This window comes from Burkholderia anthinoferrum, from assembly GCF_002925705.1.
Lineage (GTDB): Bacteria > Pseudomonadota > Gammaproteobacteria > Burkholderiales > Burkholderiaceae > Burkholderia > Burkholderia semiarida.
Window position 1 is genome coordinate 60,961 of the sequence record NZ_LFZP01000020.1, and the last position, 14,374, is coordinate 75,334.

General features: G+C 65.3%; 15 protein-coding genes. 7 read left to right on the forward strand and 8 right to left on the reverse strand.

Going from position 1 to position 14,374, the window contains the following annotated elements:
- The first annotated feature begins 160 nt into the window (after window positions 1-160).
- Genes C5F75_RS06725 through C5F75_RS06740 form a run of 4 tightly spaced genes read left to right on the forward strand, consistent with a single transcriptional unit; the run spans window position 161 to window position 3,483 of the window.
- Window positions 161-1,357 (forward strand): acyl-CoA dehydrogenase family protein, encoded by a 1,197-nt coding sequence (locus C5F75_RS06725; protein WP_059583591.1) that lies wholly within the window; start codon window positions 161-163, stop codon window positions 1,355-1,357.
- 19 nt (window positions 1,358-1,376) lie between these two features.
- Window positions 1,377-2,510, forward strand: a complete 1,134-nt coding sequence (locus tag C5F75_RS06730) for an acyl-CoA dehydrogenase family protein (protein WP_059583590.1) — start codon at window positions 1,377-1,379, stop codon at window positions 2,508-2,510.
- Window positions 2,511-2,548: 38 nt separating this feature from the next.
- Window positions 2,549-3,010, forward strand: coding sequence for a MaoC family dehydratase (locus C5F75_RS06735; protein WP_059583588.1), 462 nt, complete (start codon window positions 2,549-2,551; stop codon window positions 3,008-3,010).
- Window positions 3,007-3,483: a MaoC family dehydratase gene (locus C5F75_RS06740; protein WP_059583586.1), complete on the forward strand. Its 477-nt coding sequence runs from the start codon at window positions 3,007-3,009 to the stop codon at window positions 3,481-3,483. The genes C5F75_RS06735 and C5F75_RS06740 overlap by 4 nt, the downstream gene beginning before the upstream one ends.
- Window positions 3,484-3,528: 45 nt before the next feature.
- On the opposite strand, the gene C5F75_RS06745 is transcribed toward C5F75_RS06740, so the two are convergent.
- Together C5F75_RS06745 and C5F75_RS06750 are read right to left on the reverse strand one after the other, a co-directional pair.
- Complete coding sequence (locus tag C5F75_RS06745) at window positions 3,529-4,221, reverse strand: glutathione binding-like protein (protein ID WP_059583763.1); 693 nt, start codon at window positions 4,219-4,221, stop codon at window positions 3,529-3,531.
- A gap of 210 nt (window positions 4,222-4,431) precedes the next feature.
- The gene (locus tag C5F75_RS06750) at window positions 4,432-5,223 is read right to left on the reverse strand and encodes an oxepin-CoA hydrolase, alternative type (protein WP_059583584.1); all 792 of its coding nucleotides are present in this window, start codon (window positions 5,221-5,223) and stop codon (window positions 4,432-4,434) included.
- A 199-nt stretch (window positions 5,224-5,422) separates the two neighbouring features.
- Between C5F75_RS06750 and C5F75_RS06755 the strand changes: the two genes are divergently transcribed.
- Window positions 5,423-6,079 (forward strand): glutathione S-transferase family protein, encoded by a 657-nt coding sequence (locus C5F75_RS06755; protein ID WP_059583581.1) that lies wholly within the window; start codon window positions 5,423-5,425, stop codon window positions 6,077-6,079.
- Between the two features lie 43 nt (window positions 6,080-6,122).
- On the opposite strand, the gene C5F75_RS06760 is transcribed toward C5F75_RS06755, so the two are convergent.
- Window positions 6,123-7,295 carry a pyridoxal phosphate-dependent aminotransferase gene (locus C5F75_RS06760; RefSeq protein WP_059583579.1) on the reverse strand — a complete coding sequence of 391 codons (1,173 nt, stop codon included), beginning with the start codon at window positions 7,293-7,295 and terminating at the stop codon, window positions 6,123-6,125.
- Between the two features lie 28 nt (window positions 7,296-7,323).
- Window positions 7,324-7,821 (reverse strand): putative toxin-antitoxin system toxin component, PIN family, encoded by a 498-nt coding sequence (locus tag C5F75_RS06765; RefSeq protein ID WP_059583577.1) that lies wholly within the window; start codon window positions 7,819-7,821, stop codon window positions 7,324-7,326.
- 57 nt (window positions 7,822-7,878) lie between these two features.
- Between C5F75_RS06765 and yaaA the strand changes: the two genes are divergently transcribed.
- Together yaaA and C5F75_RS06775 are read left to right on the forward strand one after the other, a co-directional pair.
- Window positions 7,879-8,661, forward strand: a complete 783-nt coding sequence (gene yaaA, locus C5F75_RS06770) for a peroxide stress protein YaaA (protein WP_059583575.1) — start codon at window positions 7,879-7,881, stop codon at window positions 8,659-8,661.
- Between the two features lie 138 nt (window positions 8,662-8,799).
- Window positions 8,800-9,954 (forward strand): M14 family metallopeptidase, encoded by a 1,155-nt coding sequence (locus C5F75_RS06775; RefSeq protein WP_059583573.1) that lies wholly within the window; start codon window positions 8,800-8,802, stop codon window positions 9,952-9,954.
- An 82-nt stretch (window positions 9,955-10,036) separates the two neighbouring features.
- Here the strand turns inward: C5F75_RS06775 and C5F75_RS06780 are convergent, their stop codons facing one another.
- From C5F75_RS06780 to C5F75_RS06795, 4 genes are all read right to left on the reverse strand, one after another.
- Window positions 10,037-10,693: a BspC domain-containing protein gene (locus C5F75_RS06780; RefSeq protein ID WP_059583571.1), complete on the reverse strand. Its 657-nt coding sequence runs from the start codon at window positions 10,691-10,693 to the stop codon at window positions 10,037-10,039.
- A gap of 139 nt (window positions 10,694-10,832) precedes the next feature.
- A complete protein-coding gene (locus C5F75_RS06785; RefSeq protein ID WP_059583569.1) occupies window positions 10,833-11,507 on the reverse strand; it encodes an energy-coupling factor ABC transporter permease in 675 nt (224 codons plus the stop codon).
- 76 nt (window positions 11,508-11,583) lie between these two features.
- The gene (locus tag C5F75_RS06790; RefSeq protein ID WP_059583567.1) at window positions 11,584-12,420 is read right to left on the reverse strand and encodes a response regulator transcription factor; all 837 of its coding nucleotides are present in this window, start codon (window positions 12,418-12,420) and stop codon (window positions 11,584-11,586) included.
- Between the two features lie 210 nt (window positions 12,421-12,630).
- Window positions 12,631-13,848, reverse strand: a complete 1,218-nt coding sequence (locus tag C5F75_RS06795) for a DUF2863 family protein (protein ID WP_060010291.1) — start codon at window positions 13,846-13,848, stop codon at window positions 12,631-12,633.
- Window positions 13,849-14,374 lie beyond the last annotated feature (526 nt).

Below are 14,374 nucleotides of genomic sequence, written 5' to 3' on the forward strand. Positions count from 1 at the left end.
ACCCAACCACGCCATGGGACCCGAGTAAGCGCTGAAGCGCTAACTCGAATCGACCGCCGTGGGGGTGGAGTAAGTGCTGAAGCACTAACTCCACCCAACCACGCCATGGGACCCGAGTAAGCGCCGAAGCGCTAACTCGGGTCGACAGGAGACACTGCGCATGGATCTGGATTATTCCCCCGCCGACGACGCGTTCCGCGCCGACGTCCGCGCCTGGCTCGAGGCCAACCTGCCTCACGCACTGCGCGCCAAGGTACTCGATCACAAACGACTCGACCGCGAGGATTTCGCGAGCTGGCACCGGATTCTCGGCCAGCGCGGCTGGTCCGCGCCCGCCTGGCCAGTCGAATATGGCGGCCCGGGCTGGAACGCGACGCAGCGGCACATCTGGGACGAGGAGTGCGCGCGCATCGGTGCGCCGACCGTGCTGCCTTTCGGGGTGTCGATGGTCGCGCCGGTTCTGATGAAATACGGCAGCGAAGCGCAGAAGCGCCGCTATCTGCCGCGTATTCTCGACGGCTCGGACTGGTGGTGCCAGGGTTATTCGGAGCCGGGTTCCGGGTCCGATCTCGCGTCGCTGCGCACGCGCGCCGAGCGCCACGGCGATCACTACGTCGTCAACGGCCAGAAGACCTGGACCACGCTCGGCCAGTACGCCGACATGATGTTCTGCCTCGTGCGCACCGATCCGGCCGCGAAGAAGCAGGAAGGCATCTCGTTCCTGCTGATCGACATGAAAACGCCCGGCATCACGGTGCGCCCGATCGTGATGCTCGACGAGGACCACGAGGTCAACGAGGTGTTCTTCGAGGACGTGAAGGTGCCGGTCGAGAACCTCGTCGGCGACGAGAACCGCGGCTGGACCTACGCGAAATACCTGCTCGGCCACGAGCGCACCGGCATCGCGCGCGTCGGCGCGTCGAAGCGGGAGCTCGCGTTCCTGAAGCGCATCGCGTCGAACCAGCGCAAGAACGGCAAGCCGTTGCTCGCCGATCCCGTGTTCGCCGCGAAGGTCGCGGCGCTCGAAGTCGAGTTGATGGCGCTGGAAGTGACGGTGCTGCGCGTCGTCAGCCGCGAGACGAGCGGCAAGGGGCCGGGCCCCGAAGCGTCGATGCTGAAGATCAAGGGCACCGAGGTGCAACAGGCGCTCACCGAGCTGATGGTCGAAGCGATCGGCCCGCTGGCCGCACCGTTCGACGTGCCGTTCCTCGCCGGCGAACGCGAGCACAGCATCGCCGGCGACGACGATGCGGCGCCGCTCGCCGCGTACTACTTCAATTACCGGAAGACGTCGATCTACGGCGGGTCGAACGAGATCCAGAAAAACATCATCGCGCAGATGATTCTGGGGCTGTGATCAGGGAACGGAGACAACCATGGATTTCAGCTTTACCGATGAGCAGCAGCAGTTCGCCGATGCGCTGCGCCGGTATCTCGGCGAGCAATACGGCTTCGAGGCACGTCAGGCGATCGTGCGCAGCGATACCGGTGTGTCCGACGCGCAGTGGAGCGCATTCACCGAACTCGGATTGACCGCGTTGCCGGTGCCGGACGCCCAGGGCGGCTTCGGCGGCGGGCCGGTCGACATGCTGGTCGTGATGCAGGAGCTCGGCCGCGCGCTCGTGATCGAGCCGTACTGGGCCACGGCGGTCGGCGTCGAGGCGTTGCGGATCGCCGGCTCCGGCGCGGGCGACGACGCCGCGCTGCTGGAGGCGATTGCACAGGGACAAAAGCGCGTGGCGGTCGCGTTCCATGAGCCGCAGGCGCGCTACGACCTGTACGAACTCGACACGCGCGCGCGCGAGCAGGACGGCACGTACCGGCTGACCGGGATCAAGTCGGTCGTTCAGCACGGCGCCCAGGCGCACGTCTGGATCGTGCCCGCGCGTGTCGACGGCGGCGGCATCGGCCTCTTCGTCGTCGAACGCGATGCGGCCAACGCGAAGGTGGTCGACTACCGGACCATCGACGGCCAGCGCGCCGCGACGCTCACGTTCGACGACACGCCGGCCCGACTGCTGACGGGCGGGGCGCGAGACGCGGCGGCGCTCGAGCAGATTGCCGATTACGCGACCTTTCTGCTATGCGCGGAAGCGGTTGGCGCGCTCGACGAGCTGAATCGCGCGACGGTCGAATACACGAAGACGCGTGAGCAGTTCGGTGTGCCGATCGCGCGCTTTCAGGCGCTACAGCACCGGATGGTCGACATGCTGATTCATGCCGAGCAGGCGCGTTCGCTGACCTATCTCGCGGCGGTGCGCTATGCGAACGGCGATGCCGATGCGCGGCGCAAGGCCGTGTCGGCCGCGAAGGCGCGGGTCGGATCGGCCGCGCGCTTCGTCGGCCAGCAGGCGATCCAGTTGCACGGCGGCATGGGCGTGACCAACGAGGTGGCCGCCGCGCACCTGTTCAAGCGGCTGTCGATCATCGAGACGACGCTCGGCGATACCGATCATCACCTCGCCCGCCTCGCGGCGCTGCCCGATTTCGCGCAGACCGACGTAGCATGACGGCGACGCGCGAGCGCGCCAGACAAGGAGACTTATCAGTGGGCATCAGTTACGAAGATCTGGTGGTGGGCAGTACCACCGAAGTGGGCCGCTACACGTTCGAGCCCGACGACATCAAGACGTTCGCGCAGCGCTACGATCCGCAGCCGTTCCATGTCGACGAGGAAGCAGGGAAGGCATCGCACTTCGGCGGGCTCGTCGCGAGCGGCTGGCATACGTGTTCGGTGTTCATGAGCCTGCTGGTCCAGAAGCTGGGGCCGGACTCGACCAGCATGGGCTCGCCGGGCATCGATTCGATCCGCTGGCTGAAGCCGGTGCGCGCCGGCGACACGATCACGATGTACCAGAAGGTGCACGACAAGCGCGTGTCGGAGAGCAAGCCCGATCGCGGCATCGTGTCGACGGAATGGGTCGGCGTGAACGAAGCCGGCGAGACGGTGATCAGCGTGCACACCAAGGTGATTTTCGGGCTGCGCCATCCGGCAGGCGCGAACGCATGACCGACGTGACCTTGCCGCTGATCGCGTCCGCGCAGGCGCTGCAGGCGCGGGTTGGCGCGGAGCCGCTCGCGAGCGGCTGGATCGAGATCGACCAGCCGCGCGTCGACGGTTTCGCCGACGCGACCGGCGATCACCAATGGATTCACGTCGACCCCGAACGCGCGCGGCGCGAGTCGCCGTTCGGTGGGCCCATCGCGCACGGGTTCCTGACGCTGTCGCTGATTCCTGCATTGATGACCGACGCAATGCGCTTCGAGCAGAAGATGGGCGTGAACTACGGGCTCAACCGCGTACGGTTCTTGAAGCCGGTGCCGGTCGGGGCGCGCGTGCGCGCGCTGTTCGCGGTGAAGGAAATCGCCGACGCCGCGCGCGGCGGTATTCAGGTGACGTGGTCGGTATCGATGCAGATCGAGCGTCCCGACGCGCCGCTGCCGGTATGCGCGGCGGAATTCATCACGCTGCATTACTTCTGAAGCACGCAGCGGCATGCGCGGATGCCGCTGCGTCCACCCTGCGTGTCAGTGCTTCGCGTATTGCGTTGCGCCGAACAGCACCTCGCGTGCCTTGTCGTCCTGCAGCGCCTTGCGCATCGACGCGAGTACCTCGACGCCACGCTGCACGGCCGGTCGCGCGGCGATCGCCTCGTGCCAGCGCTTCACGTTCGGCAACGCGTCGAGCTCGATGCCCTGGTTCCGCCACGAACGCGTCCACGGGAACGTCGCAATGTCCGCGATCGTATACGTGTCGCCCGCGAGATACTCGGATTCGCCGAGCCGCTTTTCCATCACGTTGTACAGGCGCTTCGCTTCGTTCGTGTAGCGGTTGACCGCGTACTCGATCTTCTCCGGCGCATACAGCCGGAAGTGGTGCGCCTGCCCGAGCATCGGGCCGACACCGCCCATCTGGAACATCAGCCACTCGAGCGTCGCATAGCGCGCGGCCGGATCGGTCGGCAGGAACTTGCCGGTCTTCTCCGCGAGGTAGATCAGGATCGCGCCCGATTCGAACAGCGAGATCGGTTGGCCGCCGGGGCCATCCGGATCGACGATCGCGGGGATCTTGTTGTTCGGGCTGATCTTCAGGAACGCGGGCTCGAACTGGTCGCCTGCACCGATATCGACCGGATGGGCGCGATACGCGAGGCCCGTTTCCTCGAGCATGATGTGCACCTTGTGGCCGTTCGGGGTCGCCCAGCTATAGACGTCGATCATCGTCAACTCCTGTGTGGCATGCGCGAAAACGGCGCCGGCGGCGCCGCGACAGGCGGTCATTAGAGCATGGATCGGCGCGGGCTGCCGGTGGCGGAAACGCCCGTGCCGGCGGGCATGCGCAGCCGGGCCGGCGAGCGTCGCCGGCGGTGCTCGCGGCGTCGACGTGCCGCACCGGATGGACGCGGTGGCGTGGCGTCGGGACGCGGTGGATCAGCGCTTGTAGCGCGGTTGGCGCTTCTCGAGAAATGCGCTGATGCCTTCGAGCCCGTCCGCATGATGCAGCGACGCGACGAAATGATCGCGCTCGGTGCCGAGGTGCGCGTCCAGCGGTTGGGCGGTGGCGTCGTCGAGCAGCGACTTGATGCGCGTGAGCGCGTTCGGCGAGATGCCGGCGAGCGTGTCGGCCCACGCCAGTGCGTCGCTCAGCGCCGTGCCAGGCGCGGCGAGCCGATTGACGACGCCCAGCGCGTGCAGGCGTTCCGCGGCAACGGGTTTGCCTTCGAACAGGATCTCGGCGGCGGTCGCACGCGGCAACGCGCGGGCGAGAAACCACGAGCCGCCGCCGTCGGGTGTCAGGCCGACGCGTGCATACGACATCACGAATTTCGCGTCGTGTGCGGCAACGATCAGGTCGCACGCGAGCGCGAGCGAGAAGCCGGCGCCGGCCGCGGCGCCCTCGACGGCCGCGATCACCGGCTTCGTCGACGCGCGGATCGCCGTGACCCATGCCGCGAGCTGATCGATGCTGTCGGCCTGGAAGGACGGATCCTTCGAGCGATTCTCGAGCAACCGGTTCAGGTTGCCGCCTGCGCAGAAGAAGCGATCGGCACCCGTCAGCACGACGGCGCGAATCGCCGGATCGCGCTCGGCGGTGGCGAGGGCTTCGATGCCGGCCGCATACATGTCGGGATGCAGTGCGTTGCGCGCACCGGGATTGGACAGCGTGAGGACGAGCGTCGAATCGCTCTCGGGTGGCCGCGAGGCCAGCAGTTCAGCACTCATGCGAGTGTGTCTCCATCGGGTGGCGCGGCGACGCCGAGTGTGTCGCGTGAACAGCGAGGTCCGTCGCCGCAGCGGATGTAATGTTGTCGTGACGGACGAAAAACTTGCTTTAGACTAGCACGAACGTGCTTTTCGGCGCGATGAATCTCGAGGCGGCCGGCGTCGATGCGGCCGTGCTCCAGCAACGAAGGAGACTCCGATGCTACAGCTGTGCGGTATTCCGTTGTCCAACTACTACAACAAGGTGAAGTTCGTCCTGCTCGAGCACGATATACCGTTCGAGGAGTCGGTGTGCGCTTTGCCGGTCAGCGATCCGGTGCAGCTCGCCGATTCGCCGCTCGGCAAGATTCCGTTCCTGAAGACCGAAGAGGGTGCGCTGTTCGAGTCCCAGGTGATCATCGAATACCTGGCGGCGCGCTATCCCGAGAAAGGCATTTTGCCCGCGAGCCCGTTCGCGGCGGCGAAGGTGCGCGAACTGGTCGAGACGCTCGAGCTGTATCTCGAATGGGTGGCGCGCGAGGTGTACACGGAAGCGTTTTTCGGCGGCAAGGTCAGCGACGGGATGAAGGCGCACGTCGAGAAGCGCCTGCCGCGCGCGATCGATGCGTTCAAGCAGATGACGCGGTTTTCGCCGTATGTGCTCGGCGAGTCGTTCGGCCTCGCGGACATTGCCGCATGGGTTCATCTGCCGGTGATCGGGATGGCGACGAAGGCCATATTCGGCCGCGACTTCCTGCTCGATGCAGGCATCGACTGGAAGGCGCACGCCAAGACGGTGAGTGAACGCCCTGCCGCGCAGCGCGTGGCAGCCGAGCGCAAGGCGTATGTCGAAGCGGCGAACGTCGCGCGTTCGTAACCGCGTTTCCCGAAGGGCGGCGTGCGGCCGCCCCCGTGCGGGCTTACAGGCGGGCGAGCCGCTCGAGCGCGGATGCGAGCGTGCTTTCCCGCTTCGCGAAGCAGAAGCGCACGACGCCCGATTCGTGCGGCTCGTGATAGAACGCCGACACCGGAATGGCGGCCACGCCGATCTCCGACGTGAGCCACGTCGAGAATTCCGCTTCGGGCAGGTCGCTGATCGCCGAGTAATCGACGCACTGGAAGTACGTGCCCGTGCACGGCAGCAGCTTGAAGCGCGTGCGCTCGAGGCCGGCCCGGAAGAAGTCACGCTTTTGCTGATAGAAGCCGGCGAGCGACAGGTACGGCGTCGGGTCGCGCAGGTAGTCGGCGAGCCCGATCTGCATCGGCGTGTTCACCGTGAATACGTTGAACTGGTGGACCTTGCGGAATTCAGCGGTCAGCGCGGCAGGCGCCGCGACGTAACCGACCTTCCAGCCGGTCACGTGATAGGTCTTGCCGAAGCTCGACACGATGAAGCTGCGTGCGGCGAGTTCCGGATAGCGCGCGACGCTCTCGTGGCGCGCGCCGTCGTAGACCATGTGTTCGTAGACCTCGTCGGACAGGATCAGCACGTTGGTGCCGCGCACGATGTCCTCGAGCTTGCGCATGTCCGCCTCGCGCCACACGGTGCCCGTCGGGTTGTGCGGCGTGTTGATCAGGATCATCCGCGTTTTCGGCGTGATCGCGGCCGCGAGACGGTCGAACGGGATCGCGTAGTCAGGCGCCTCCAGCGTGACGAACACGGGCTTGCCACCGGCGAGCTCGATCGACGGCAGGTAGCTGTCGTAGGTCGGCTCGACGACGATCACTTCGTCGCCCGGATGCACCGCGCACAGGATTGCCGTCAGCAGCGCCTGCGTCGCGCCGGCCGTCACGGTGATTTCGGCGGCCGGATCGTAGCGCCGGCCGTACACCTGCGCGATCTTGTCGGCGATCGCGTCGCGCAGCGGCGCGACGCCGGCCATCGGCGGGTACTGGTTGTGCCCGTTGCGCATCGCGGCGGCCACCGCATCGACGATGCGCGGATCGCAATCGAAATCCGGGAAACCCTGGCCGAGGTTCACCGCCCCTTTTTCGGCGGCAAGCGCGCTCATCACCGTGAAGATCGTCGTGCCGACGTTCGGCAGGCGCGAGGGGAAAACGGGTGTCGTTGGCATATCTGAAGGAGCGTTCATCGATACGGTCGGAATCGGGTGAGGTGCGTCAGGCCGGCGTCGCCGTGACGGGCGGCGCGGCGTCGAGTGCGCAGGCTTGCGCAAATGGCGCGGGTTGCGCGATCCGGAAACCGAAGTCGCGGGCGGTGCGCTTCGCGAGCTTCAGCAGCGCGCGGTCTTTCGACACGAGCCAATCGGCGTGCGCGGCGCGCGCGAGTTCGAGAAACTTCTGGTCGTCGCGGTCCTTGCACTTCGGCAGCGGCGGCGCGCCGGCGTCGACGGGCGGCGGTTCGACGAGGCTCGCGAGCCGGGCGACGGTCGCGAGCGCGGCCGCCTTGTCGATCGCGCGCGACTGGAACTGCGGATAGTCGAGCACGTATTCGAGTTCCGTCAGGCAGCGGCCGTCGATCACGGCGGCCAGCGTGCCGTGCTCCAGCGCGGCGCGGATCGGGCGCGTGGCGGGGTCGTCGAATACGAGAATGTCGATCCAGACGTTCGAGTCGAGCACGACGCGGTGTGCGGCATGCGGGGCGAGAGAGCGGGTCATTCGTTACAATCGGTGGTTTTCGTCTGACCGCAAGGCACGGCGTGCCAGCGAGCCTCTATGATAATCGTTCTCTCTCCCGCCAAATCCCTCGACTACGACACGCCCGCGCACGTCCAGTCTTACACGAAGCCTGCATTCGTCGACGATGCGTCGGAGTTGATCGACGGCCTGCGCAAGCTGTCGCCGCAGGACATCGCGACGCTGATGGATATCTCCGATCCGCTCGCGCGCCTGAATTTCCAGCGCTACGCCGACTGGTCGCCGACCTTCACGCCGGCCAACGCGAAGCAGGCTGTGCTGGCGTTCAACGGCGACGTCTACGAGGGTTTCGACGCGAAATCGCTGTCGTCCGCCGATCTCGACTATGCACAGCATCACGTGCGCGTGCTGTCGGGCCTGTACGGGCTGCTGCGTCCGCTCGACCTGCTGCAGCCGTACCGGCTCGAGATGGGCACGCGGTTCGCGAACGCGCGCGGCAAGGATCTGTATGCGTTCTGGGGCGATCGCATCACGCGGGCGCTGAACGAGCAACTCGAGACGCGCAGCGGCGCGGCGCGCGTGCTCGTCAACTGCGCGTCGACCGAATACTTCAAGTCGGTCAAGCCGAAGCTGCTGGCCGCACCGGTCATCACGCCGGTATTCGAGGACTGGAAGGGCGGCCGCTACAAGATCATCAGTTTTCATGCGAAACGCGCGCGCGGCCTGATGGCGCGTTTTGTCGTCGAGAACCGTATCGCCGACCCGAAGGCGCTGAAGGAATTCGCCACCGAAGGCTATGCGTTCGATGCGGCTGCGTCGAACGATTCGACTTACGTATATCGCCGGCGCGTCGGCGAGTGACCTGCCGGCCGTTCGCGAGACGGTCGGCGCATGCGTGAGGCCGGACCGGCGACATACCGCCTGCTTCGGTCGACCGCTTTGCATGGGACCGGCGTAAGCGCTGAAGCGCCAGCGCCGGTCGACAAAGGAGATGGACAGATGGCCCTTTCGATCACCAGTAATTTCGACGCAGGCGCAATCGACGTCGTGTCGTGCGACAGCCCCGACGCAATCCGGCTGCGCGTGCGCGGCGACAATCGTTCGGAATTCGCGCAATGGTTTTACTACCGCTTGACGGGTGCACGCGGCGAGCGATGCGTGATGACGTTCGAGAACGCAGCCGAATGCGCGTATCCGTCGGGCTGGCGCAACTACCACGCGGTGGCGAGCTATGACCGCGTCGACTGGTTCCGCGTGCCGACGACGTTCGACGGCAAGACGATGACCATCGACCATACGCCGGAGTTCGACAGCATCTACTACGCGTATTTCGAACCGTACTCGGAAGAGCGTCACGCCGCGTTTCTCGGCGCGGTCCAGCAGTTGCCTCAGGCGAGCGTCGTCGAACTCGGCCGCACGGTCGAAGGCCGTCCGATGTCGCTGCTGACGCTCGGCACGCCGGAACTCGACGGCGCGCCGAAGAAGAAGGTGTGGATCATCGCGCGCCAGCATCCGGGCGAGTCGATGGCCGAGTGGTTCGTCGAAGGGCTGGTCAAACGGCTGGCCGGATGGGGCGACTGGGCCGGCGATCCGGTTGCGCGCAAGGTCTACGATCGCGTGACGTTCTACATCGTGCCGAACATGAATCCGGACGGCAGCGTGCACGGTAACCTGCGCACCAATGCGGCCGGCGCGAACCTGAACCGCGAGTGGATGGCGCCCGATGCCGAGCGCAGCCCCGAAGTGCTGGCCGTGCGCGACGCGATCCACGCGATCGGCTGCGACATGTTCTTCGACATTCACGGCGACGAGGATCTGCCGTACGTGTTCGTCGCCGGCTCGGAGATGCTGCCGAGCTTTACCGAGCAGCAGGGCAAGGAGCAGGCCGCGTTCATCGAAGCGTTCAAGGTCGCGAGCCCGGACTTCCAGACCGAGCATGGCTACGCGGCGAGCAAGTACAAGGAAGATGCGCTGAAGCTCGCGTCGAAGTACATCGGCCACCAGTTCGGCTGCCTGTCGTTGACGCTCGAAATGCCGTTCAAGGACAACGCGAACCTCCCCGACGAGCGCGTCGGCTGGAACGGCGAGCGCAGCGCGGCGCTCGGCGCGGCGATGCTCGCCGCGATCCTGGTGCACGTCGACACGTTCGCGTAGGCGCTGCCGTCGTCGCATGAAAAAAGCCGGTGCATCGCGAGATGCGCCGGCTTTTTGCTGCTGTCGTTGCCGCTCCGTCGTATCAGGATTTCTTCGCGGTTTTCTTCTTCACGGCTTTCTTTTGGCCGCCTGATTTCTTCGTCGAGACGGCCTTCTTGCTGCCGGTGCGGCCCGATGCCTTCGCCTTGGCTTTGCCGCGGTGCGACTTGCCCTTGAACTTCTTCGTCGAGGACGACGAGCGCTCGACGCGCGGCTTCAGCGGCGGAACCGGGTCGTTCCAACTGAACGCAAGCATTTGCTGGCCGACATAGCCGCAGCGAAACTTCAGCGGCGTCGGATCGCTGCCGTTGCTGTGGATGCCGAGCCCGTCGACGGTGACGATGTTGTCGACTTTCACGCGCTGCTTGCCCTGGTCGAACGAGTCGTTCCACGGCGTGATCGTCGCGTTGCCGCTGTCGAATGCGTTCGGCGCGAAGTCCACGCGGTCGAACGCCGTCGATGTGCTGGCGATGAAGCTGCCGTGCGCCGCACAATCCGCGGCGAGCGGATCGGCATGCATCTCGTTGACGAATTTGTTGATCAGTTCGGAGCGCTGGTCGAGCAGGTCGGCAAATACCGGCGCGGGAAGCGCAAGCGACAGGCCCGCGATACAGGCTGCCAGCTTGCCGAGCGCCCGGAAAATCCGGAGCGAGGCAGGTGAGCTGTCCATCTGGTTATTGGTGAGGAGCGAAGGAGACATCGGGCACGTATAGAGGCCCGATGAAGAACAGGAGTTCAATCTTAGCGTAAAAAAGTTGTGCGGCAGTAGGCGACGTACTCGGCGCGCGCCGCGGAAAGTGCCCCGGCACGCAGATGCGTGGAGCCGATCCGGAGGAAATTCAGGCGCGCGGGCCGCCGAGGCGGTAGCGGCGGACGTCGAAGGTCGTGACCCACGCGGGGCGATAGACGGCGATGAGTGCCGTTGCCATGCCGGTGAACCATGCTTCGCCGAGCGCGAGCAGCGCGGTGTTCAGCAAATAGCCGGCCGGAATCACGACGGGCACGCCGTCCGCGAGCGCGAGCTGAACACCGGCCGCCGCGGCGGCGACCGCGACGATCGCGATGGCGGGCGACAGGAAGCCCTGTCCGGTGATGAATGACGCGAGGTTGTGCGGCAGCCAGGCGAGCGCGGCGCGTTGCAGCAATGCCGACACGCCGACAGGCAGCGCACCGTAGACCAGATAGGTCAGGCCGACGCCTTGCCACGGCGCGTCGAATATCACTGCGGCCATCGCCGTGACGGCGCCCATCGCGACCAGTGCGAGTGTCCAGTCGAACAGCGTGACGAGCAGCGTTGCGCCAAGCAGATGCATGACGATGCCATCTTCGAGCCATGCGTTCGAGGCCCACAGGACCGTGATCGCAGTGACGAGCGCGAGCCACACGTGCTGAAGCGTGGCGTCCTGCAGGCGTACGAACGGGCGATTCCACATCGCGAGCGCGAGCAGGGCCACGGCGGCGATCCAGCCACCGATGCCAACCCAGAGCGGAAGCGGTGTGAAAAGAAAACCCATGCGTCCATATTACTCGTTGAGCATCAAAGGTGGGAGCCTGCACATGCCCGACCGTCGCAATATCGAGACTGTTGGCCTAGCGTCCGCGCCGGAACCGTGCCGGCGGCTCGGCGGCGAGCGGCAGGTCCTGTGTGCCGGCGTTGGCGATAGGCAACGGGTACGGACGGTCATGCCGTTGTGTTCGCAGCGGAGCGGGGCCGTGTTCGCCGATGGCCAGCTTGCGGGCGCGATTGCGGTTCGCCAGCAGTACCTCGAGATGGGGCGACAGCCAGCCGTTGTAGATCGCGACCGCGGCGGCGCGGTTTGCGGCGCCGAGCTGCTGGAAGATGCTCGCGAGGTGGATCTTCACGGTGCCTTCGCTGATGCCGAGCGTACGGGCAATCATCTTGTTCGTGCTGCCCATGTGGACGAACCGCATGATCTGGGCTTGGCGCGGCGACAGGAGTCCGCTCGGCGGGCGCCGTGGAAGCGAGCCGGCGAGCGTCTGGAAATGGGCGTCGTGGCGCGCCATTGCCGTTGACGGCAGCAGGCTGAGGGCGATCGGCGGAATGTAGTGTCCGCCCAGCAGTACGATCTCGAGCGCACGCACGATCAGGTGCGGCCGCGTGGAATGCGGGATGACGCCCGCGACGCCGTAATTGAAGAAGCGCTGGATGGCTTCGGGCGAGATGTCGTCGACCAGAACGGCGACCGGTGTCGGCGAGCATGCGTTGCCGAGCGCCTGAAGCTCGCTGAGCCGGCCCACGTCCAGCCAGTCGATCGCGACGAGGTCGAAACGCTGGGTGCGCAGCAGCCGGCGTGCCTGGAAACCGTCAGGCGCGTCGTTGATGCTGGCGTGCCGGTCGATCTGCCGCAACAGGGTCTTCAGTCCGTCACGCCGTTCGGCGTCTGAGTTAAGTACCAAGAACCGCATATTCAACCTCCATAAGGTGGGTCATTGATTGCCGTTGGGTATAAGCTGGCCCCGATAATGACAAAGACCTTACACGATGTCTGCTTGGCTGAAAGGCTTAGGAAAAGTTCGAAATTTTGGGCGGCGGGGCAGCGGACAAGAAAAAAGCCGCTCCGGTGGTCACCGGAAGCGGCTTTGGGCGGGGCAGGCTGTCGGGGCCTGCGGGGTGGATCAGTGAAAGTGCGGTTGGGCGGGCGACGCGTCTTCCGGCATTTCCGCATGGACGATTTCACCGAGCGGATCGGCGTAAAGCGGTACGCCGCAGTCGTCGCAGTATTCGGGTTCGAAACGGCCCGCGTGCCGCCGGACGTCGGTTACGCCGCATTCTTTCAGCAGGCTCACGATTTCCTCGAGCGGTCCTTCGATCGGCGCTTCGCCCTCGAGCGTCGCGCTATCGATCGATACGTCGCCGTTTTCACGGCCGTAGAGCGGCCACACGACACCATAGATCACGTCGTTGCTGGCACGCCGCGTGAAGCCGACGCGATACTCGTCGATGCGACGTTCGCCGAAGCCGGCGACCACCGCGCGCAGCTCTTGCGGCGCTGCACCAAGTGTGTCGAATAGATAACGAATGGCCGTTCGGACGGTGTGCGGACGCACGCGTTCGTCCGCATCGCGGCAGGCCGAGTAGTACGCGTCCGGAAGCAGGCATTCGAATTCGCAGCCAGGCAGCGCGATCGCCAGGTTCGGGCCGCCCTGTGCGGCCCATTGTTCGAGGCACTGACCACGCTCGATACGGCTGCCGTTTTCTTCTTCCTGCCAGCGGAACAGCGGCGAGCCGGCAGGCGCGGCGACGACCGCCAGCAGGAAGCGCGGATCGGCCAGGATCGGCGAAGTTTCCGGCAGGTCGCCGAAGCTCAGCTTCGGGGTGTGCTGGCCGATCGCCGCATGTGCGAGCTGCTGGGCGAGCCGGTAGGTTTCCACATGGTGTCGCGGCAACTGGTCGATGCTGTAGAGGAATGGGGCGAGCCCGACGAGCGTGCCGTTCGCCAGCACGTGCGCCTGCAGGTGCGTTCGCAACGCGTCGGCAACGTCGCCCTTGAGCGGACCGGACGGAATCATGTAGCGCGTCCAGGCGAGAACCGGGACGGCGACCAGCAGCGCATCGTACGGTTGGCCGTCGTGTTCGATCACCATCGACTCGCTGTGCGTCTCGGCCATGTCGGCGAGCGCGCCGTAGGCGTCGGGATGATTCTGTTGAAGATGGTCGAGCGCGGCATCGAGCGTCGTCTGATTGCCGTTGCGGACAATCTTGGCGAGCAGCGCATCGAGCTTCGCTTCCCAGAAGCGATCCTCGATGCGGCTGCCCGACGCGAAGAGCGCAAGTGACAGACCGACCAGTTTGTCGGCATCGGGGGGAAGGCGTTTGGCGATTCGCTGGCGCATATTAAAGACGTATATAGAAAGAGGCGAAGAACCTCACATTCTAGTCCGTTCTTTGCACCATAAGCGGTCTGGTGCCGACGCATGGCCGGACGGCCGAATTGCGTAAAAAAGTTGCTGCAAGCCCCTTGCGCGAATGCCGCGAGCTGCTTAGAATCACGCCTCTTTCGCGCTAACGGAAACGCGGCGCGGGAGGAAGGGAAGCGGTGCTGTTGGGGTTCGGTGGTAACGAGCCGCGGCGGCGCAGGAAGATGGGCCCCGCAGTCGCAACGAAGTCGTTCAGAAAGTTGTTGACGAGCTGCGAAACACGGTTCATAATCTCGCTTCTCTGCTGCTGAAAACGCAGCGCTGCTGGGAAACGCGGAGTTTCTCGCAGACATGCTCTTTAAAAATTAACAGCCGATAAGTGTGGGCGCTTGATGAAAGCGAGCTGATCCTCGGATCAGATAGCGAAAGTATCAAGAGTCTCACACTAAAGTAAGTCAGGTTTATGAAGTGATTCATATTCCTGTCAGCTTTGAGTGAGCGA